Source organism: Oceanicaulis alexandrii DSM 11625, from assembly GCF_000420265.1.
GTDB classification, from domain to species: domain Bacteria; phylum Pseudomonadota; class Alphaproteobacteria; order Caulobacterales; family Maricaulaceae; genus Oceanicaulis; species Oceanicaulis alexandrii.
Genome location: NZ_ATUP01000002.1, coordinates 229,634 through 250,415 on the forward strand (window position 1 = coordinate 229,634; position 20,782 = coordinate 250,415).

The following is a 20,782-nucleotide window of genomic DNA, read 5'->3' on the forward strand; positions in this document are numbered from 1 at the left end:
CGCTTTGTAAATTCGGCTTCCCCTTGTCCTTCATCCCGCTTATTTTGGGTGCGAGGGGCAGGGGGATTTCCAATGTGGGCGCAGACAAACCGGTCTCGCACCTATAGCGAGCGCTATGGCGCCCGCTCGCCTTGGTTGGCGGGGCCTGTGCGGGCCAGTGTGTACCTGGTCTGGCGCGGCCTTTTCGCGGCCTTGCGCCCCGTCCTGTTTCTGGCGCTGCTGATTGCTGCGGGCTGGTTCGCCTATCGAGGGTTGGAGGCGGCGCCTGATGGCGCGTTGTCATTTCCGCCGAGCGTGCGCGATCAGTTTGACGCTGCGTTTCATGATGCGGCGCGCTCTGAGGACGCCGGGCCTGTGCTTCCGCGTTGGAATACGGAGCTGGCTCAGTCCTTGCGGCCCGGCCCTGCAGGCGGCCCTGACCTTCTTCGCGCGCAGTCCTTCGCCGCCAGCCTGCCCGCCATGATGGGAGAGGAGACGCTGGCGCTTCACCTCATGCGTCATGAGCGTCGCCCTGACATGATGCAGGTGGATCTGGTCGCCATGCCGGCCTGGCGGCGCAAGCAGATCGTCGCTGGCGTTCTGGACGCCCGCAGCGAAGACGCGCAGCGACAGGGAATTGATCCGGTCTGGCTGATCGAAAGCAGCAGCGACGTGCAACAGCGCTATGCTCGCGCACAGCGCCTGTATGGCGCCAGCCTGCAGGCGGCGGAGCACTGGTTCGTTCGCCCCGGGTCACAGGCCCTGAACCTTGCAGCGTTCGCGGATCTCGCCTCAGCACAGGCAACCGACCCGGTCATTCTGCCCGATGCGCGAGAGGTGGTTGCGCTCGGATGCGCGCTTGCGCGGTCGTATGGCCAAACTGTGCCGGCCTGCGCCCGGGCGCGGCCCGCACCTGTCTCAGCAGACCCGGTGCGCACGGCTTTGGCCTTGTCTGTATTTGATCGAGAGCTGGAAACGCCTGCTGTGCGTCTGGCGCTGGCGGCGCGTGCAGCCGGGCGACTGGACGGAGACTGGATTGAAACCCTGTTGTTGGGGCCGGCGGCGCCGGAGCGTGACTTGCGGCTTCTGACCGCGCTGATGCCGGTGTTGGCTGAGGCCGATCAGTATTACGCCCAGCCTGAGGCCTGCCACTTGGCGTGTACGCGCGCCATGGCGGAGTTTGCGTCACGCGCCGGCTATGACGCCGCCGCCCGGCGAGACTGGTTCGCGGCTTATGATCAGGTGCGCCGCCAGGACGGCGCGCTGGTCACGATCCGGGTGTCACACGCGTTGACGGGGATTGAGGCGGTCCAGACGCTGGTGCGGATCAGCGCGATCAGCGAGGGGCGTTTGCTCGCCGCCAGCGTGCTTCTTGGAGACGAGCTGACGGTGCTGGACCGCGCTGAAAATTATTTTTGGCCCGATGGCGAGGATCTGAACCTCATCCTGGCGGCCGCGCTTGCGGGATTGGCGCTGATGCTTCTGGGAATCGTTTTGATTTCAGGGCGCTTACGTCGATCCGGAGGCGCACCGAGCGCGCTGGAACGCTTCGACGGACAGGTCAGCCGGTTAATTTTGGGTAGGAATGTCTAACGGAATTAAAGGGTTAATCAGCGTTATTCTTGAGACTCTTTAACCCTGTGGTCACCCATCACACGCATTCTGATCTTGCACAACGGGCCACCGAAAAGGCTTCGGGTGCATGGTGGGATGTGGAGGCGACACGGACGAAAAGTCCGGCCCTCCGCCAACGATGGGAAGACGAAGATGGCTTTCACTGACGTGGAAACGGCGCAAGTGCACGATGCGGTCAAGATGGACCCGACCGGCGAAGATCTGTGCAAGCTGGGCCTTTTGTATTCGACCGGCCAGTGCGGCGTGATCGATTACGTTGAGGCGCACAAATGGTTCAACCTGGCCTCTCTGATGGGCTCGGACACCGCAAAATACTATCGCAGCGAAGTCGCTGCCGAGATGGATGGCGATCAGCTCGCAGCGGCTCTGACTGCAGCGCGCGAATGGCTCTCCACGCGGCACTAGGACTGATCGAGCCATGATCGCCGTCAGAAGCGACAGGCTCGATCCGTCTGCATCCCTTTAGTTCGAATTGAACACCTGATCGGCCAACGCGTATGCGAACGCGTTGTCGAGCGGCAGGATGTTTCGAATGTAAAGCTCTGTAAAATCGTTGATTTCAGCGATTGCAGTGCGCGGTGCGAAGACGATGTCATGCCGGGCGAGCGGAATGGTGTCCGCCGGCGCGCCTTGTTGGGCGTCACGCACATTGACCGTCCGCATCATGACGCCGCCGTTTTCCGCGCGGCGCAGAACGACCACCTGACGCAGCCGCGCGCGATTATTGGCGCCGCCGGCGAGAGTCAGGGCTTCCAGCACGCCCATGCGTGCGCTGATCATCTCATAAACGCCGGGGCTGCGCACTTCGCCGCCCACCAGGATCTGCTGCGCGCCATAGCTGACGGGCCGCACTTCCACGATCGGGTCACGCAGAACACGCACATACCGATCCGCAATGGCGCGCGCCGCTTCGGGGCCCGTCATCTGCGCCACCATCACCGATCCCGCCAACGGCAGGCTGACGCGGCCATCGGGACCGACGGGCAGGGTGCGATTGAGTTCTTCTGCCGTGTGGACCACCACCTCCACCTCGTCGCCCGGAAACAGGCGATAGGCGGGCGCGGTCTCGTCCCAGCTCTGAAACCGGTTCGGTTCAAAGCCGGCTTGCGGCGTTTGACGCGGGGATCCCGCGCACGCGCCCAGCATCAAAACGCCCAGACCGGACAAGACAGACCGTCGTGTTGGCGAATTCATGCTCGCGACTCCCCTAATCAGATCTTCACCATGATTGGCGGCGGCTAAGGAAAAATTAAGCGCAATCACGCCAGATGCACCTATGACGTCAATGTCTTCTGACTCCACCGCCCAGAGGCGGGCGCGGCGCGAGCTGGATCTTGTGGATCTGGTCGCGATTGCATGGACGCAGCGCCTGTTCATCATCCTGATTACGCTCATTGTTTTCATCCCGCTGGCGGTGATGGCGTATCTGAGCCTGACCCCGACCTATACGGCGGGCAGCCGTTTGCTGGTGATCATGGATGACGAGGACCTGACGCCTGGCGCCGCCGGCGCCGGCGGTGAATTCATGTTTGACCAGATCATGCAGTCTGAAGCCGATCTTCTGGCGTCCGAGGAAGTGCGTCGCCGCATGCTGATCGAGCTGACAGGATTTGCAGATCCTGAACAACTGAAAAGCCTGGGCGAGGGGTTCGGCGTCAGCCGTGCGCCGAACGCGAGTTTTCTGATCGCGACCTTCAGGAATGAAGACGCTGACGTGGCCGCCAATACGGTCAACGCCATTGTCGACGCTTATTTGCGGTATCGGGTGGAGCTTCTGACCGGCGGGTTCGAGGGCGGAGTGCAAGCCCGCCTCGACGCCGCCGAGCGCGATGCGCTGAGCGCCCAGCAAAGCCTGCAGGCGTTTCGGGCTGAGAACGGCATCGCTGATTTTGAGACCGAGATGAATTCCGCCCTGGGGCGGCTGGCCGATCTCCAGGGGCGCAAACTGGCGGCGGAAGCGGATGCGTCCCAGGCCCGCGCCCTGGCGCGTGCGCTTGAAGACCGGTTGGCGAATATCCCGCAAACGATTGAGCTTTATGTCGAGAACTCCGTGACGGGGCGGCTCCTGGATTTGCAGGTGCGTCAGGCGGACTTGCTGGCGCGTTACCAGCCTGACGCCCCGCCGGTCCAAGCGGTCGAGCGTGAAATCGAGGCGCTGGAGCGGTTCGTGCGAGAGGGCCGCGCCAATGGCCAGGGCCAGCGTCGGACCGGTGTGAACCCGATCTGGCAGGAGCTGGAATCATCGCGGCTGCAACAAGAATCAAACGCCGCCGGGCAAGCCCGGCTGGCCGCGTCATTGGCGGCACAGCTCAATGCCGCTCGCGCGGATGTGGAGCGCTTGCGGGCGCTTCAGCCAGAGTATGAGCGCCTGACACGAGCCGTGCAGGCGCGCTCCACGGCGGCGGAGCTGCTTTCGGTGCAGGCGGCGGACGCCATGGCGCGACGCGACATGCCGCCGGGCGGCGCGGACGCCATTCGCATCGTGTCGCGCGCAACGCCGCCGGTGCAGGCGCAATCGAAACGCAAGCTGGCCGTGATGGCGGTGGGCGTGCTGGCGGGGGGGATCGCGCTGCTGCTGGGGTTGATCCGCGGTTATGTCGCGGCGGTGCGTGATGACACGCCGCCGCAGCGCCCTGTGCCGCCTGAAGACCGTCCGCAACCCGATGAAGACCCTGAGCCGCAACAGACAGCTCATCGTGCTGAAACCGCGCCTCGTCGCAAGCCCTTGCCCGTACTGGCGCGGGTCAGCGACGCGCCCTGACGCGGAAGCGCTCCGTTAACCATTCGCGCATACATCTGTCTGTTGAGTAAACAGGCGTGGTCGTCGCGTATGAGCATCGAGCGTGAACTTGAGGGGCTGGCCCGGCGGTTGTCACCGCAGGGGATGAGCTCGCGCGCCGTCATGGTCGCGCCCGTCAGCGCCTCGGCCGGCGCTTCCACCATTGCGGCGGGTTTGGCGCGCGCCGCTGTGGCGCAAGGCGTCAAGCCGGTCTGGCTCTATGATCTCGATTTCAAGAACAACCCCCAGTCAGACGCTTTCCGGCTGAACGGGCAGGCGTATTCCGGGGCTTTGTCGGGGCGGCGCTTCTGGCGGACGGTTCCAGACAATGCCGGGCGTGTGGCGCTGCGGCGGGTCGAGGATCAGCCGATCTATGTCAGCCGGTTCGAACGCGCGCCCGGACAGGTTCGCAGCCTGACATTCCTCGACAATCCTGACTATTGGGACCGCGCACGCCACAGCGCCGGCCTGACCGTCGTTGACGCGTCCTATCAAAGCGCTGCGATCGCGCTGATCGCGCCGAACATGGACGGGGTCATTCTGGTCGCCGATGCGCGCACCGATAGTCGGGCGGCGACGGAAGCCGCCGCCGACCACTTGCGAGCGCAGGGAGCGCAGGTCTGGGGCGTGGTCGTCAACCGCGCCCGGACAGCGGCGCGGGCGTGAGCGCGTTTGCGCTGGCGGATCGCTGGCGCGAATCCCTACCGCGATTTCGCTTTGCGCTGGCGCTTGAGACCGGGCTCGCGGTCTTTCTGATCTTCATGTTTTCAAGCGCCCTGTTCTCGCTGATCTTTGGCGGGGATGAAGAGGGCAGTCCGATCCTGCGGCTGATCTGGCCGCCGGTCTATCTTCTGACCTTGATCCTTGTGGTGGTGCGTCCGATGCCGGTGCTCGGCCTGATGGTGCGCGCCTGGCCGCTTCTGATCCTCGCTGCTTTGCCCATGATTTCAGCCTTCTGGTCGCTGGACGCCGGGTTGAGCCTGCGGCGGGGTTTGGGCGTTCTGATGCCGGCGGTGTTCGGGATGTGGCTGGCGAGCCGGTATTGCTGGACCGACCTGATCCGCCTGCTGGCGCTGTCGCTGGGCGTGCTGGCGGTCGGCTCTCTGATCATGGCCGTGGCGTTTCCTGCCTATGGCGTGATGAGCGAGGTCCACCCTGGCGCCTGGGCGGGCCTGTGGGAGCAGAAAAACCGGCTGGGCGCGGTGATGGCGATCGCCACAATGGGCGGCATGGCGGCCGCTTTGACGACGCCGTATCGCACCGAGGTTCGATATTGGGGCGCTCTGGTGATCCTGGCGGTCTTCCTGGTGCTGATGTCGACCTCCAGGACGGCGTTGATGGCTTGCATGATCGGCTTTGGCGGGCCGCTGATGATCTATTTCGCGCGCCAGGGCTTCGTTATGGCCGCGCTTGCGGTGTTCAGCGGTTTGGCGGGCGTGTTTGCGCTGACGCTTGTGATCGCGATCGGGCCGGGCGTCATTCTCGAAGCGCTCGGGCGCGACCCGACCCTGACCGGCCGCACGGACATCTGGGCGGGGCTGATCGGCGCCGTGGCCGAGAAACCCTGGACAGGGTTTGGCTGGGGCGTGTTCTGGCTGGAAGAGGAAGGTCCGGTTTACTGGGTGCGTCAGGCGACCCAGTGGGAGGTGCCGTCCGCGCACAATTCCTGGCTGGAGATCGCGCTCGGCCTGGGCGTTCCGGGGGCGGCTCTGGCGTTCGGCGTGTATCTTCTGGGGCTGGGCGCGTCTCTGAAACGCCTGTTTTCCGGCGTCGAGACCTATTGGGCGCTGCCCGGCATGGCGATCTGGGGGCTGACCAGCATGTCGGAAAGCATTTTCATGACCACGAACGGCTTCACCTGGCTGCTGTTCTGCCTCACCTTCAGCAAGCTCTGCGCCCGCCGGGAAGACTAGGCGTTTGCGCCGTACAGACGCGGCGAGCAGGCTTCAAACCAGATCAGCTTGCCCAGGCCCTGCGCGGCCTTGTCCAGACATTCGGCGGCAGCCTTCGCTGAGATCAGCCGGGCCAGCGGCGCACAGGCGCCGAAGACCAGCACTTGCGCCGCGCCGACGCCCATCCAGAACGCGACTCCCGCCCAGTTGCCTGGGCTCTGCGCGCTGGTTTGCGTTGGCCCCTGACCATAGGCGAAGCTGCGTTGCAAAAGCTTGCCCCAGCTTTGCCGCGGGGCCTGAACATGCTCATAGACATCTGCTTGCGCCGCCCAGCCAAAGCGGACGCTCTGAGCCTGCAGTTTCTGAAACAGCATGTCGTCCTCGCCGCCGATTTCATTGGCGGCCTGGTCAAAGACGGGCGAGGGCAGATCCAGCGCTTCGCGGTCAAACAGGGCGTTGCCGCAGCCATGGGGCTTGTCGATCACTTGAGTGTCTGATGAGCCCAGCCTTGAATAGAGCCGCTGCGTGTAGGCGGCGCGGACGCCGCGGGTCAGCGGGTCGGGCAGCTGTGCGATGACGGGGCCGAACACCACGGGCGCATTCAGCGTTTTGCGAGCGTCCAGAAGGCTTGCGAGCCAGTGCGGGCTGGCGGTTTCGTCATCATCCAGCTGGGCGATGAAACGCGCCCGGGTGTGTGCAAACCCGGTATTGCGGGCATTGGAGACGCCCGGATTGGGTTCATGCACATAGGACAAACGCACCGGAGCGCCGTCAGCCAGCTGGTTGACGGCCTCTTGCGCGCCGGCCTGCGGGTCATTGTCGACGATGACGATTTCATCGGGCAGGCGGGTTTGCGCAAAGACGCTGCGCACAGCGTCCGCCAGCGCGTCATTGCGCCGATAGGTGGGGATCAGGACGGCGACGCTCATGCGCGCGCCTCGATCGCGGCGAGGGCGTCTGATTGCGTCATCACCTGGGCGCCCGATTGTTCGACGGCGTGCAGGACTACGTCCAGAAACTCCGGCGTACAGCCCCATTCAGAGGGCTGTTTCTGGATGTCGTGGCCATAAAAGATAAGCCAGCCCGGATTGCGGGCCGCATCCTTGACCGCGGCGACGGCGCGTTTCAGTCCCTCCTCACCGCCATCCAGCGGCACGGATCTGAGCAGACCGCGATCCGCGACTCCGCGATTGATGCCGGGTTGCACGCCGCGCAGGCTTGAGTAGGTCTCAAGCAAACGCTTCTTGGCGTGCGGCGTCGCTTCCCCATAGGCGAAAGCGTAGCTTGTCGGCGCGTCATCAAGGCCGGCCGCCTTCAGATAGGCGCGATTGCGCGCGGCGTCCGCCGCCACGGCTTCCGCGGGCAGACGCGACGCATCGAGATGACTGTAGCCGTGACAGGCGATCTCATGACCGTCGGATTTGAGGCTCAGAAGGTCCTCGGCATCAAAAAGTTCGCCATGATGATTGGTGATCCCTGCGAGCCCCCCGCTCACATAGAATGTTCCGCGCCAGCCACGTGCTTTCAGCCGCACGGCGCCCAGCTCCAGTGCGGAGCGCGGAAAATCGTCAAAGGTGAAGGTGACGACAGGACGGTCGAGATTGATCCTGAGCGGCGTCACGCCCAGTCGGCGGGCGATCTGTTGTTGAACACGGCCCGCTAATCCACCGCGCGGGCGGTAGACGACGTCATCGGGATTATAATCAGTCTGGGTCATGTGCGCCCCTTGGGCAGATCGCGGGCGGCGGCGCCCGCTCGGTAGAGTTTCAACGCCAGAACGCGGATCTTCAGCGGCGCCCAGGCGGTTTTCGCCAGCGCCTTGCCCATTAGACGGGCGAGCTTGGCCAATCCCGTCGCTTGCACTTTACGGGCCAGCCGCGCGCCGGGACGGCTCTCATAGTCGGGATGACGGATGAGGAGCCGCGCGAAATTGGCGCCCGCGCGGTCAAACTTGTCGAGCAAGGTTGAAACGTCCTGAAGGCCGCCATGGGCGGCGGGAGCGTCCACATGGCCCAGTTCGCCGCGTTTGGACGCGCTGAGCGCCCAGTCCACATCTTCCCAGCCCCATCCTGTATAGCCTTCGTCAAAGCGGCATTGGGCGAACAGGCTGGCGCGAACTGCGAGATTTGAGGAGCAGACCGCCGCCGCGCCCAAGGCCGATCGCGTGGCCGCGTCTGGCGCGTCAGACGCATGGGCGAGCGCGGCGTGGACTGTTTCATGAGCAGACCGGGGCGTGCTTGGCGCATATCCGCCGAACAGGGCGTCACAGCTTGTCTCGGCGAGATGGTGACGCCAGCGCGCGAGAAATCCGGGCTCGACCTCCATGTCGGCGTCCAGAAACAGCAGCCACGCGCCCTGGGCCGCGTCGCCGAGCTGATTGCGGGCGGCAGAGCGACCCAGATTTTTCGGGCTGGTGATCAGCCTGATTGCAGCCTCGGACCCCAGCACGGCGTTTTTCACACAGTTAGAGAGGGCCGGGTCCGGAACACCGTCGTCAAACAGGATAATCTCGGTTTGCAGATCCGTCTGACGGCTAAGAGCCTCAAGCAAGGGGCGGGGATCATCGCCATAAAACGGGATCAGCACCGACAGGGCGACCGCATGAGTGTCAGCGGCGGATGAGCGCGTCATCTGGAGATCCTGAACGGTCATGCCGCAGCCCTCCGCCCCAGACGGGTTGCGATCCTCGCGCCCAGCCAACGTCGCGCACCGAGCCCGTCCAGCGCCAGCAAGATCACAGCATAGATAAGCGCCCCAAATGCGACGTGCACGGCGAGATCGGTGATCACCAATCCGGTCGGGGGCGCGTAGGCCAGAGCGACGGCCATGCCCGCCGTGGCGAGCGCGGCCTTGCTCCATTCGCGCAACGGAATTGGCATGGGGAAAATGCTCCGTCCGTGAATGGCGCAGGCGACAAGCGCGATGGCGTAGGCGGCGACGGTCGCCCAGGCGGCGCCATATAGCCCCAGAAGCGGGATCAGGAGCGCGTTCAGAGCCAGGTTGAGCACGGCGGAACCGGTCATGATGAACGCCATGGAGCCGGTGCGGCGGCCCAGCGTGTAGGCGGTATGAAAGTAGTGGGTCATGATGCCGTTCATCAGCCCTGACAAGGCGATCAGCGGCACGATGGAGGCCGCGCTTTCGGCCAGCTCTTCCCCGATCATCAGCCGCGCCAGATCGGGCGAAACGAGCGCCAGCCCGGCGGCGGCGGGAAAGCCGATGGCGCCCATCAGCGCGCCGGTGCGGCGGGCGACGTCTTGCGCCGCCTTGCGGCCGTCATGTTCCAGCGCGGAGATCAGCAAGGGCCCGGTTGTCATGCCCAGCCACAAGAACACGATGCTGAGCGAACGGTCCGCCAGCGCATAACCCGCCGCATAGGCGCCGGTGGCGGCTTCACCCAGATAGGCGGCGATCAGGAACCGGTCGCCGCTGGTCAGAAGCTGTTCGAAGATCAAGGAAAAGGCGATGGGTCCGCCATAGGCGAAAAAGGCGGTGATGCGGACGCTATGGGCGCGGTCGCGTTTGGCTTTGCGCGCCAGGGCGGGCAGGTCAAAGACCAGCGCCAGACCCGACGCCAGAGCGAGACCGGCCAGCGGACCCGCCGAACCCAGATCGGTCAAAAGCGTCAACGCGGCGCCAAAGGCGAACCCGCCCGCCAGCGAGAACGTTTCAAGCGCCGAATACCGCCAGGCTTCGCCGGCGGCGCGGCGTGTTTCGAGCGCGATCATGACGCCGGCGCGCAACAGCAGATAGGCGAGCGCATAAGCGCTGGCGGTCTTCAATGCGGGCGGCAGGTCGAGCGCCAGCAAGAGAAGGCCGCCCAGAATGGCGACCGGCGCGGCGATCAGTGCAAACAGGGTGAGGGCGGTGAACAAATGCCCGCCCAACCGGCCGCGGGCGCTGGCGCGGGCGTGATAACGCGCCACGGCGGCGTCCAGCCAGGTGAAGATCAGGGTGCTGATCAGCGCCGAGCCCGTCAGCACCAGCATGTACTGGCCATAGGCGTCCGGCGTCAGCAGTCGGGTGAACACGACCACGCTGCCAAAGCCCACAAGAGCCTGGGCCAGATAGACCGGCAGGTAAGCCAGAAGATGACGGTTCAACATGGGCGGTTCAGAATCCGGATCAGCATGTGGCGCGCCATGCAAGAGCGCGACCGGTCCCAAGCTTGCCTCACAACACTGAAAAACGGCTAAACGCGCGTGATTTTGTGCCGAAGCGGGCCAGATCGGGCGTTCGCCAAGCCTTTGTTCAGTCTTGTCTGTCAGGACTGTCGCAGAATGAAACGGGGACCGGGATGCAGATGCTGAGCGTGGACGTGACAACACCTCAAGAGCTGAGCGCCACCGAGCGTAACGCCTGGCGCGCCATGACGGCGGTCAATCCGCTCCTGAAAAGTCCGTATCAAACGCTGGGCTATCTTGACGCCATCTCGGCGGCGCGACCCGATATCCGTGTTGCGGTGATCCGCAAGAGCGCGCGCATTGCGGGCTTCTTCGCTTTCCAGAAAGGCCCGATGGGTCACGCTCGCGCCCCGGGCGGCGTCGTCAATGATTGCCATGGGATCATCTGCGCGCCCGATGAAGACATCGCGCTGACGCATGTTCTGGCCCAGGCGAATATTGCGGTGTTCGACTTCCGCGACAGCCTTGCGGCGCAGGCGCCTTTCCGCCGTCATGCCGACAGCGTTGAAGGCGGTTGGGTGATCGATGTGTCCGAGGGCTTTGACGCCTATGTGGCGAGCCGCAAGAAGCTGGGCGGCAATACGTTTCGCAGCGCCATCGGCGCGCCGAAGAAGCTCGCCAAGGAAGGCGCGCTGACGTTCCGCTTTGATGATCGCCGACCCGAAACGCTTGAGGCGCTGTATGCGTGGAAGTCCGCGCAGTATCGCGAGTCCGGCTTTCCGGATCTGTTTGCGCTGAAATGGGTGCGCGATCTTCTGGAGCAACTCTGGCGGCAGGACCGCGCAGAGGGCGCAGGCCTGATGTCCACGCTGGAACTCGACGGCCGTCTGGCGGCGGTGCACTTCGGCCTGATTGGTCCTGAGGTGCTGCATTCGTGGTTTCCGGCCTATGACCCGGACTTCGTCAAACTGACGCCCGGCAACGCCTTGTTGATCGAAATGCTTAAAGCGGGCGCCGAAGCGGGCGTGCATGAAGTGCATATGGGACCGGGCGAGGGGCGTCAGAAACAAGCCATGGGCTCGTTTCAGGAAGGCCTCGCCACCGGCTGCATAACCCAGCCCGGGCTTGTGGGCTGGACCCGCCAGATGGCGGGACGGATCGAGAAGACGGCCGAGCCCTTGCCGCTGGGGCCGCTGGCGCGGGCGCCAGGCAAGGCGTTTCGCAAGATTGACCGGATCGCGGCGCTTTACGGCGTTTGATCGGGCCGGATCGCAGCCTGCGCTTCGGGTTGTGATTGCCCGTCTTGTGCGGATCGCGCTAAACCGCTGGCATCAGACCGCGCGTCTTGCGGTCGGCTTTGCCAGATGAGCGTCCATGAGCATCCCAGCCCTGTCCATCGTCATTCCCGCCTTTAACGAAGCGGCCAGCATCGAAGAGGTGGTCAAGGAGGCGATCTCGGTCTTCTCTGAAGGGCTGGAGAGCTTTGAGATCATCGTGGTCGATGACGGCAGCGATGATGACACCGCTGGTGCGCTTGGCCCGCTCTCTGAGGCCGATCCGCGCGTGCGCGTCATCCGTCATCCCAACCGCTCCGGAAAAAGCGCCGGGCTGCGCACAGGATTCCTGGCGGCGCGCGCGATCTGGGTCGCGACCATGGATGGCGACGGACAGGATGATCCGCGGTCGGTTCTGGAAATGAGCAAGGCGATTGATCTGTCGACCGTGGACACGGTGGGCGTGGTGGCCGGGTGCCGGCAAAACCGCACGGACGGGGCCAATCGCAAATTCGCGTCGCGCTTCGCCAATGGTCTGCGCCGCTCGCTCCTCAATGATGACTGTCCGGATACGGCCTGCGGCCTGAAAATCCTGCCGCGTGATCTGTTCCTTGTGATGCCCTTCTTTGACGCCATTCACCGCTATCTGCCCGCTCTGGCCGGGCATCTGGGCTTTGAAACGCTCAATGTCACCGTGGTGAACCGGCCGCGGGCGGCGGGCGAGAGCAAATACACCAATCTCGGCCGCGCGGCGGCGGGTCTGTTTGACCTGTTGGGCGTCATCTGGCTGATGCGTCGTACGCATTATCCGGATCCGCACATGCTGCTGGGCGCTCGGGGTGGAGATCGCTGACCATGACCGGTTTTATTTCATCACTGACTGAGCCGGGCCAAAGCGGCGGGCTGTCTCGCCGCGCCTGGATTGTGGTGATGTTGCTGGCGGTGATCGCGCACTTCCCCGGATTGTTCTCGATCCCGGCCATGGATCGCGATGAAGCGCGCTACGCCCAGGCCAGCCGGCAGATGATGGAAACCGGCGACTTCGTCGATATCCGCTTTCAGGACGATCCGCGCCACGTCAAACCCAGCGGCATTTACTGGCTGCAGGTGATCACCACCCAGCCTTTCGGCGGTGAGACCGCCCCCATTGGCGCGCACCGCCTCCCCAGTTTTTTCGGGTCCCTGATCGCTGTGGCGCTGACCGCCTGGCTGGGCGCGCGATTGTTCTCGCCATCGGTGGGGCTGGTAGCCGGGATCGTGATGGGGCTCGGCCTCGCCATGCAGATCGAGGCGCGCACCGCCAAGACTGACGCCGCCTTGCTGGCGGCGGGCATGTTCGCCCAGGTCGCGTTGGCCATGCTGATGCTGAAAGTGCAGGAGGCGAAGCCGAAGTTCTGGGGCTGGCCTGCAGTGCTTTGGGCGGGGACCGGAGCTGCGATCGCCATCAAGGGGCCGATCATCTTCATGGTCACGGCGCTGACCCTGATCGGGTTTGTCGCGCTGAAGCGTGATCTGAAACTTCTGCTTAAAATCAGGCCTTTGCCGGGTCTTCTTCTGGCTTGTGCGATCTTCCTGCCCTGGCTCATCGCGATCAATATCCAGACCGACTGGGGCTTTTTCCAGGAAGCGGTGGGCCATGCCTTGTTCGGCAAGGTGGGCGTGGCGGACGACAGCCATGGCGGCCCGTTCGGCTATCATACCTTGCTGATGCCGGTGACGCTCTGGCCGGCGTCCGCGCTATTGGGGCTGGCAGGGCTGGCGGCCTGGGCGCGGCGCGGCGAGGCGGCGGTCCAGTTCCTTCTGGTGTGGATTTTGCCGTCCTGGCTAGTGTTTGAGTTGATCCAGACCAAGCTGCCTCATTATGTCTCGCCCATGTTCCCGGCCATCGCCATTCTGATCGGTCTGGGTCTGGTGAACGCGAAGGCGCTGCTCAGCGGCTGGAAGCAATGGACGCTGTTTGGCGTCATCGCAGCGCTGGCCATTGTGGTGGGCGCGCTCGTGGGGCTGGTGCCCTGGATCGGCCAGATCGAGTTTGGCGAACCCGTCAGCCTCGCCAGCAAGGTCACGGCCGTGATGGGCGCTCTGGCGGTGATCAGCCTGGTCTGGCTGGCGTTCAAACCTGATCTGACGCGGCTTCTGGCGGTCAGCGTGGCCAGCGCGTCGGTCTATGTGGTCGCTTTTGGCGTCGCCATTCCCGGCGTCCACAAGCTGTGGCCGTCCTATAACGCCGCCCGCATCGCGGAGACCTTCACGGGCTGTGAGACGCTTAATGTGGCCACAGCAGGCTATCGCGAGCCGTCCAACGTCTTCAATTTCAGCACCGATGTCCTCTTGGGGCGCGATGGCGCGGAAACGGCGGCGTTCCTGCTGGCGCACCCGCAATGCGGTCTCGCTGTTGTGGACCAGTCTGAGCAGGCCGCTTTCGAGGCCGGACTCGAGGGCGCGGGTGTCCGTCAGCTCGCCGCGCTTGAGGGCTATAACGCGGTGAAGGGGCGGGATCTGACCTTGCGCTTTTACACGCTTGAAAACTCCGCTCTTCAGGCGCCGGCCCAATAGGACTTGTCTGTGCGTCAGTGCTGACCGACCCTGATGAGAATTCAGGGAGGACAGTCATGAGCGTTCAGTACGAAACGCGCGGCGCCGTCGCCATCATCACCATCAACCGGCCGGATCGGCGCAACGCCGTGGACGGTCCCACCGCTGACCATCTGGCCGAGGCGTTCCGGCGTTTTGACGCCGACGAAAGCTTGAGCGTCGCCATCCTCACCGGGGCTGGCGGCACGTTCTGCGCCGGCGCGGATCTGAAAGCGGTCAGTACGGGCGAGGGGCGCAACCGGGTCGAAGAGACCGGCGACGGCCCCATGGGGCCTTCTCGGCTCAGATTGAGCAAACCAGTCATCGCCGCGATTGAAGGCCACGCGGTCGCGGGCGGGCTGGAGCTGGCGCTGTGGTGTGATCTGCGGGTCATGGCCGAAGACGCCGTGTTCGGCGTCTATTGCCGACGCTTCGGCGTGCCGTTGATTGATGGCGGCACGGTACGCCTGCCACGCCTGATCGGTCAGTCGCGCGCTATGGACATGATTCTGACGGGGCGCACGGTTGAGTCAGGCGAAGCGCTCTCAATCGGTTTGGCGAACCGGGTGTCCGGGCCCGGTCAGGCGCTCAAGACGGCGCTTGAGCTTGCCGATCAGATTGCGGCTTTCCCCCAGCTCTGCCTGCGCCATGACCGACAGTCCGTGCTGGAGCAATGGGGACTGGATGAAGCGGACGCCATGCTCAACGAGGTTCGGCTCGGGATCAAAACCCTGACCAGCGGTGAAACGGTGGAAGGCGCGACCCGCTTCGTAAAAGGCGAGGGCCGGCACGGCCAGTTCTGAGCGCCCATTAAAAAAGCGCCCCGCCAGATTGCTGGCGGGGCGCTCTCAGTCAGTGATCCAGCGTCTTACTCTTCTTCGTATTCGCCGCGGGCGCGGTCGATCATGGGGGAGAAGAAAATCGCGTTCATCAGCAGACGCTCCGAACCGGGGAAGGTGGCCCGGAAGACGGGATTGTCCGCCATCATGATCACCGAGCCGCGGCCCAGACGCTGGGCGACGACGGCAGGCGTGCCTGCGATCTCGTCCTGGCGCATCTGCGACGCGTAACCGCTCAAGAGCGGATCGTCGGTGTATTGCAGCGGCACCGCATAGGGATCGTCCTCGGGACGGATCAGAACGTCGGTGATGTTGCGCTGAACCGCCAGCGTGCGATCCCCAAAGCCGAAGCCCAGCGGGTGAGACGTGTCGAGATCCGTCTCAAACAACGCGCCGCCGATAATATGCTCGGCTTCACGCACCGCCATATCGGCGACGTTGAGACGCGTCATGGCTTCGGCGTCGGCCTCTGAGCCGTTCGCCTCGTCCTCATCGTCAGCCTTGCGGTCAAAGAAGGCCTCCTGCGCCCAGACGGCCGCCTGGCGAGTGGCGATCAGCGTGCCGCCATCGCCGCGGATCCAGTCGTCAACCTCTTCCTGAATGCTGTCTGACAGGCGAGCATTGCCGCCGACCAGAATGAGGTGGGTGTATTCGCTCCAGTCCACGCCGCCGAGATCATCCTTGCGCACAAGGGTGACTTCCATGTTGTGACGGAAATCGAGGGTCCACCACATCTCACCCGAGTCATAGCGCGTCAGGCCGTCATCGAAGGCCAGCAGCACCTTGGGCGTCTCAACCGAACGGAACACGCGCGCTGCGCCGAAATCCGCGCCTTCATTAGGGGTCAGGCCCGAGGTGAGGGCGTGGACGGTGACGCCATCCTCAGACGCGATGGTCTCCATCAGCGCGTGAATGTCTTCACGGCTCATATCCTGACGGGCATAGGGGATGAAGATCGCGCCACGACCCAGCTCAACCCGGCCACGCGTGGTTTCGGCGGTCACAGGTTCCGTACCCGTCCGCGCCAGCAGCTCGGCGGACAGGATCCGGTTCAGCGCGCGCGGGGCGAAGGTGTGCGACCATTCCAGCGCATAGCCATAGGGCGCCACATCCGGGGCGGGAGCGGCCTCAAAGGCGCCATCCGCCAGCTCATCTGACATGGAGACCGAGCGCAGACCGCCGGTCAGGGCGGAATACTCAAGGTCATAGGCCAGCGGCAGGGTCCAGCCCGAGACGTCATAGAAGATGTTTTCGGGGAACTCGGTGACCTGGTCAAAAACGCCCCGGATCATCCGGTGCTGGTCCTGGTTCATCGGCACTACAAAGGATTCGCCCGCTGCATAGGTGCGGCCATCGGCGCGTACGTCGCCCTCAAGCGTGTAGACGTCGATATCGTGCATGCGCAGAAGACGCACGAAACGGTTCGCCCGTTCAGGGTCGCCGGCCGCGGTGAACACATAGGCGCGGCGATTGTCGCGGCTCGCCATCTGGGCGGATTCCGCAAAATAGCTGGTCTGATACTCGATCAGCTCGTCGCGAATATTGCGCGCGCCTTCCACTGTGGTCAGGGCGGTGCGGAATTGGGTGCGCACATTGTCGGCATGGGTGACAAGACCGCGATCGGTCTCGATTTCACCGCCGCGCGCGGCGCCGATCTCGAACAGAATGCCCAGGGATCCATTGATCTGGGGATAGGTCGAGCCCTTGCCGATATAGAAATTATCAAAGCCTTCCTGGGTGGTGTAGAGCCGCGCTTCGGGATCCAGGAAGTCGGTGGTGTGCTGCTGAGCGATCCGGTAGGTCAGATCGCGCGCCCGCTCCGGGATCAGCGGATTGCGACGCAGCGCTTCACCGGGGTGGAAGTAGAACGGGCTGGATGAGCCCATTTCGTGATAGTCCGCCGAGACCATCGGCTTCCATTCATGCCATTTGCCGATCCAGGCTTGGGCTTCAGGCTGGGTCAGCAACAGCCACTGCCGGTTCAGGTCGAACCAATAGTGATTGGTGCGCGCTTCCACCCACAGATTATGGATGATGTCGGCGGGATCGGTGTTCTGCGCCTGGGAGAAGAAGGTCTCCACATGGTTCACCCGGCGCGAATGGCCGTCGGGATTGAACACGGCGGTGAACAGCAAAACCGTATCGTCGAGCGTGTCGCCGATATCGGCTTCGCTGGCGGCCGCGAAGTGGTAAAGAACCGGAATGGCGGCGTCCATGCCCGAGGATTCCGCGCCGTGAACGCCGAAATTGATCCACAGGACCAGCGGCGTGTCCGCCGGGGCGTCTTCGCCGCGCATGCGCGCCAGATGCGCGTCACGAATCGAGTCGATCCGCTGCTGGTTCTCAGACGAGGTGACGGTGAAGAACAGGATCGGGCGGTGTTCGTGGGTGTAGCCGATCGTCTCGACCGAGATGCGGTCAGACTGGCCCGCGATCTCGCGCAGATAGGCGACCATGTCGGCGTGACGCACGGGGCGAGCGCCGACTTCATAGCCGAAACTGTCTTCAGGCGCCGTGATGGAAGCGTCATAGCTGACGTCTTCGGGCATGAAGAAGGAAATGGGTTCTGCGACGGCCGCAGAGCTGGTCAGTGCGGCGCCAAGCGCGAGTAATCCCGCACGCAAAAGGCTCTTCATAATGTCTCCCCATGAGCCGTTTATCGGCCCGTCTTTGTCTCGATGGTGAAGTGTTCAGCAACCTAGGCCGCAAAACTTGCGGCGACCAGTGCTAGCCGAATTCAATTTCGCCCTGTATGAGAGCCGCAAAGAGCGCAGGTTTTGCACCTGCGAACACATCGAGATCTGCGAGATTAAGGACTGATCTATGACCGCTCCCGTTGAGCGCATTCGCAATATCGCCATCGTGGCGCACGTCGACCATGGCAAAACCACGCTTGTGGACAAGCTGCTCCGGCAATCAGGGACGTTCGACGAACGCGCCGCGAATGTCGAACGCGTCATGGACTCCAATGATCTGGAGAAAGAGCGCGGCATCACCATTCTCGCCAAGAACACGGCGGTGACCTGGAACGACTACGCCATCAACATCGTGGACACGCCCGGCCACGCCGATTTCGGCGGCGAAGTCGAGCGCGTGCTGTCCATGGTGGATTCGGTGCTTCTGCTGGTCGATGCGGTGGACGGCCCCATGCCGCAAACCACCTTCGTGACCAAGAAGGCGCTGGCCCTGGGCCTGAAGCCCATCGTGGTGATCAACAAGGTCGACCGTCCCGGCGCGCGTCCCGACTGGGTTGTGGACCAGACGTTTGACCTGTTTGACCGTCTGGGCGCAACGGATGAGCAGATGGATTTCCCTGTCGTCTACGCTTCGGCGCTGGAAGGCTGGGCGAGTCTGGATGTGGATCAGCGCGGCGGTGATCTTAACCCGCTGTTCCAGGCCATTGTGGATCGCGTGGCGCACCCGGACGTGGATCAGGACGCCCCGCTTCAGCTGCAGGTCTCGGCTCTGGATTACTCCAGCTATACCGGCGTGATCGGCCTGGGCCGCATTCGCCGAGGCAAGCTGAGCAAGAACCAGCAGGTCGTCGTGGTCGGCGCTGACGGGACGGAGCGCCGCGCGAAAGTGCTGCAGGTGTTCGGCTTCCACGGTCTTGAGAAAGTCGAGCGTGAGACGGCCGCCGCTGGCGACATCATCACCTTCAACGGCATTGACCCGCTCAACATCTCCGACACGCTGTGTGATCCCGAGCATGTGGAGGCGATGCCGCCGCTGACGGTGGACGAGCCCACGATCTCGATGATCTTCCAGGTGAACGATTCGCCGTTCGCCGGCCGCGAAGGCAAGTTCGTCACCTCGCGCCAGATCAAGGAACGTCTGGACCGTGAGCTGATCCACAATGTGGCGCTGCGGGTCGAGCAACAGGATGACGCGGATAAATTCCTCGTGTCCGGCCGGGGCGAACTGCACCTGTCAGTGCTGATCGAAACCATGCGCCGCGAAGGCTTCGAGCTGGCTGTGGGACGTCCCCAGGTGATCAACCGCGAAATCGACGGTCAGATGTGCGAGCCGTATGAGGCGCTGACCATCGATGTCGAGGAAGAGCATCAGGGCGGCGTCATGGAGCGCCTGGGGTCGCGCAAGGCCGACCTCAAGAATATGGAACCGGACGGCAATGGCCGGGTGCGCCTGGAATATGTCGCGCCGACGCGCGGCCTGATCGGTTTCCGCTCGGAATTCCTGACCCTGACCCAGGGCTCGGGCCTGATGTTCCACACCTTTGACCACTACGCCCCGCGTTCGGCCGGCGAAGTCGGTCAGCGTCCCAAGGGCGCGATCATCTCCATGGAGACCGGCAAGGCGCTGGCCTTCGCCCTGTGGAACATCCAGGAGCGCGGCAAGCTGTTCATCGGTCATGGCGTGGAAGTCTATGAAGGCATGGTCATTGGCCAGAACGCCCGCGACGAAGACATGATCGTGAACCCGCTCAAGGGCAAGAAACTGACCAATATGCGCGCTTCGGGCACCGATGAAGCGGTGGTCCTGACCACGCCGGTCCGCGTGACGCTGGAATACGCGCTCGAGTTCATCAATGACGATGAGCTGGTGGAAGTGACGCCGGAAAGCATTCGCATCCGCAAGCGCTTCCTGCTCGAGCACGAACGCAAGAAAGCCAGCCGCGCCAAGGCGGGCTAGGCGATCCGCCAGACGCATGAAAGGCCGGGCTCATCGCCCGGCCTTTTTGTTGTGGAGTGTCAGAGGCCGGCGTTCTCTGCGGCCTTGCCGAGCCAGCTCGCAACGATGGATGGAGCCTCCATCGGGATCAGATGGCCGCCCTCCACAGACTCCAGACGCACCCCGCGAGCGACAAGGCCGCTGGCGTTGATCACCGTGGACCCCTTGTTGGCCTTGAGCACTTGTACTGTGTCGCCGATCCGGCGCGCCGCCCTGAGCAGGTCATGGGCCTGGCCTTCGAAATTGGCGGCCTCCCAGTTCGGGTCGCAAGCCAGTCTGACGCCGTCATCAAGCTCTACAAGACCGTCTTCCAGATAGTCCTCCAGCACGCCGTCCGACCAGCGGGCGAAGGTGGGGCGCGATTGATACCGGCTGATCACCGCATCGCGATCCGGCCAGCCGTTCGAGCGTTTGCGCGCCGTTGCGGCAGGCTTGATCGCAGCCCCCTTCATGAAGGGCCAGAGCGGCGAGCGCGCCATCAGATAGAGTGCGGGCGGCAACACCACAGGCTCGACCAGCGCCAGCGGCGGCGCGTCCCGCATTTGCGCCGCGGCGAGCAGCGTGCTCGATCCGCCCATGGAATGCCCGGCCAGCAAGGCCGGGCGGCGGTCCAGCCGGTCATAAAGCGCAAGAAGATCCTTGGCGTAAACGTTCCAGCTTTTATGGGTGGCGGGGTCGGCGGGCAGGGTGGTGCGGCCATGGCCGCGCAGATCGGGCGCGATGATCTCGAACCGATCGGCCACTTTCCCCAGCATCTGGCGATAGGCCCCGCCGTTAAACCCGTTGGCGTGAGCGAACACCAAAATCGGCGCGCCGGGATTGGGCCAGCGCCAGGCCGCCATCATCCCATCTTCAAACTCATAGTGTGCGCGTTCAGGCTCGATCATGGCGGGCTTTCATTCACAGGCGGTCACAAGCGGTTGAGCTTGCCCGATTCTCACCGGGGCGTGACTGGTTTTCGGTCATGGCGGGTCTAGTCTACTGATCAGCCGCA

At 64.0% G+C, this 20,782-nt stretch carries 17 protein-coding genes; 10 read left to right on the plus strand and 7 right to left on the minus strand.

Going from position 1 to position 20,782, the window contains the following annotated elements; translation table 11 throughout:
• The first annotated feature begins 72 nt into the window (after positions 1–72).
• Complete coding sequence (locus tag G405_RS0113765; RefSeq protein ID WP_022702105.1) at positions 73–1,572, plus strand: hypothetical protein; 1,500 nt, start codon at positions 73–75, stop codon at positions 1,570–1,572.
• 174 nt (positions 1,573–1,746) lie between these two features.
• Positions 1,747–2,019, plus strand: a complete 273-nt coding sequence (locus tag G405_RS0113770; RefSeq protein WP_022702106.1) for a hypothetical protein — start codon at positions 1,747–1,749, stop codon at positions 2,017–2,019.
• 57 nt (positions 2,020–2,076) lie between these two features.
• Here the strand turns inward: G405_RS0113770 and G405_RS0113775 are convergent, their stop codons facing one another.
• Positions 2,077–2,808: a polysaccharide biosynthesis/export family protein gene (locus G405_RS0113775; protein WP_022702107.1), complete on the minus strand. Its 732-nt coding sequence runs from the start codon at positions 2,806–2,808 to the stop codon at positions 2,077–2,079.
• Between the two features lie 82 nt (positions 2,809–2,890).
• Between G405_RS0113775 and G405_RS0113780 the strand changes: the two genes are divergently transcribed.
• The 3 genes from G405_RS0113780 to G405_RS0113790 all read left to right on the plus strand — a co-directional run bounded on the left by G405_RS0113780 (position 2,891) and on the right by G405_RS0113790 (position 6,306).
• Complete coding sequence (locus G405_RS0113780; RefSeq protein WP_022702108.1) at positions 2,891–4,375, plus strand: GumC family protein; 1,485 nt, start codon at positions 2,891–2,893, stop codon at positions 4,373–4,375.
• 69 nt (positions 4,376–4,444) lie between these two features.
• Positions 4,445–5,059 (plus strand): P-loop NTPase family protein, encoded by a 615-nt coding sequence (locus tag G405_RS0113785; RefSeq protein WP_022702109.1) that lies wholly within the window; start codon positions 4,445–4,447, stop codon positions 5,057–5,059.
• Positions 5,056–6,306, plus strand: coding sequence for an O-antigen ligase family protein (locus G405_RS0113790; protein ID WP_022702110.1), 1,251 nt, complete (start codon positions 5,056–5,058; stop codon positions 6,304–6,306). Before G405_RS0113785 ends, G405_RS0113790 begins: the two co-directional genes overlap by 4 nt.
• Here G405_RS0113790 and G405_RS0113795 read toward each other — a convergent pair.
• The 4 genes from G405_RS0113795 to G405_RS0113810 are packed head-to-tail and all read right to left on the minus strand — an operon-like array spanning position 6,303 to position 10,391.
• Positions 6,303–7,214, minus strand: a complete 912-nt coding sequence (locus G405_RS0113795) for a glycosyltransferase family 2 protein (protein WP_022702111.1) — start codon at positions 7,212–7,214, stop codon at positions 6,303–6,305. The genes G405_RS0113790 and G405_RS0113795 overlap by 4 nt on opposite strands.
• Positions 7,211–8,002 carry a polysaccharide deacetylase family protein gene (locus G405_RS0113800; RefSeq protein ID WP_022702112.1) on the minus strand — a complete coding sequence of 264 codons (792 nt, stop codon included), beginning with the start codon at positions 8,000–8,002 and terminating at the stop codon, positions 7,211–7,213. The genes G405_RS0113795 and G405_RS0113800 overlap by 4 nt, the downstream gene beginning before the upstream one ends.
• A complete protein-coding gene (locus G405_RS16180) occupies positions 7,999–8,937 on the minus strand; it encodes a glycosyltransferase family 2 protein (protein ID WP_022702113.1) in 939 nt (312 codons plus the stop codon). The genes G405_RS0113800 and G405_RS16180 overlap by 4 nt, the downstream gene beginning before the upstream one ends.
• Positions 8,934–10,391: a lipopolysaccharide biosynthesis protein gene (locus G405_RS0113810; RefSeq protein WP_028284826.1), complete on the minus strand. Its 1,458-nt coding sequence runs from the start codon at positions 10,389–10,391 to the stop codon at positions 8,934–8,936. The genes G405_RS16180 and G405_RS0113810 overlap by 4 nt, the downstream gene beginning before the upstream one ends.
• A 191-nt stretch (positions 10,392–10,582) precedes the next feature.
• Here G405_RS0113810 and G405_RS0113815 point away from each other — a divergent pair, with 191 nt between their 5' ends.
• From G405_RS0113815 to G405_RS0113830, 4 genes are all read left to right on the plus strand, one after another.
• Entirely contained in the window at positions 10,583–11,668 is a 1,086-nt protein-coding gene (locus G405_RS0113815) for a GNAT family N-acetyltransferase (protein ID WP_022702115.1), read from the plus strand.
• Between the two features lie 115 nt (positions 11,669–11,783).
• On the plus strand, positions 11,784–12,536 hold the full coding sequence (locus tag G405_RS16185) for a glycosyltransferase family 2 protein (protein ID WP_022702116.1): 753 nt from the start codon (positions 11,784–11,786) through the stop codon (positions 12,534–12,536).
• Positions 12,537–12,538: 2 nt separating this feature from the next.
• Positions 12,539–14,239 (plus strand): ArnT family glycosyltransferase, encoded by a 1,701-nt coding sequence (locus G405_RS0113825; protein WP_022702117.1) that lies wholly within the window; start codon positions 12,539–12,541, stop codon positions 14,237–14,239.
• 56 nt (positions 14,240–14,295) lie between these two features.
• Positions 14,296–15,060 (plus strand): crotonase/enoyl-CoA hydratase family protein, encoded by a 765-nt coding sequence (locus G405_RS0113830; RefSeq protein WP_022702118.1) that lies wholly within the window; start codon positions 14,296–14,298, stop codon positions 15,058–15,060.
• A 65-nt stretch (positions 15,061–15,125) separates the two neighbouring features.
• Here G405_RS0113830 and G405_RS0113835 read toward each other — a convergent pair whose 3' ends face one another.
• Complete coding sequence (locus G405_RS0113835) at positions 15,126–17,732, minus strand: M14 family zinc carboxypeptidase (RefSeq protein WP_022702119.1); 2,607 nt, start codon at positions 17,730–17,732, stop codon at positions 15,126–15,128.
• Positions 17,733–17,919: 187 nt separating this feature from the next.
• Between G405_RS0113835 and typA the strand changes: the two genes are divergently transcribed.
• Positions 17,920–19,749 carry a translational GTPase TypA gene (typA, locus tag G405_RS0113840; RefSeq protein WP_022702120.1) on the plus strand — a complete coding sequence of 610 codons (1,830 nt, stop codon included), beginning with the start codon at positions 17,920–17,922 and terminating at the stop codon, positions 19,747–19,749.
• Between the two features lie 59 nt (positions 19,750–19,808).
• Here typA and G405_RS0113845 read toward each other — a convergent pair whose 3' ends face one another.
• Complete coding sequence (locus G405_RS0113845; protein ID WP_022702121.1) at positions 19,809–20,675, minus strand: alpha/beta hydrolase; 867 nt, start codon at positions 20,673–20,675, stop codon at positions 19,809–19,811.
• Positions 20,676–20,782 lie beyond the last annotated feature (107 nt).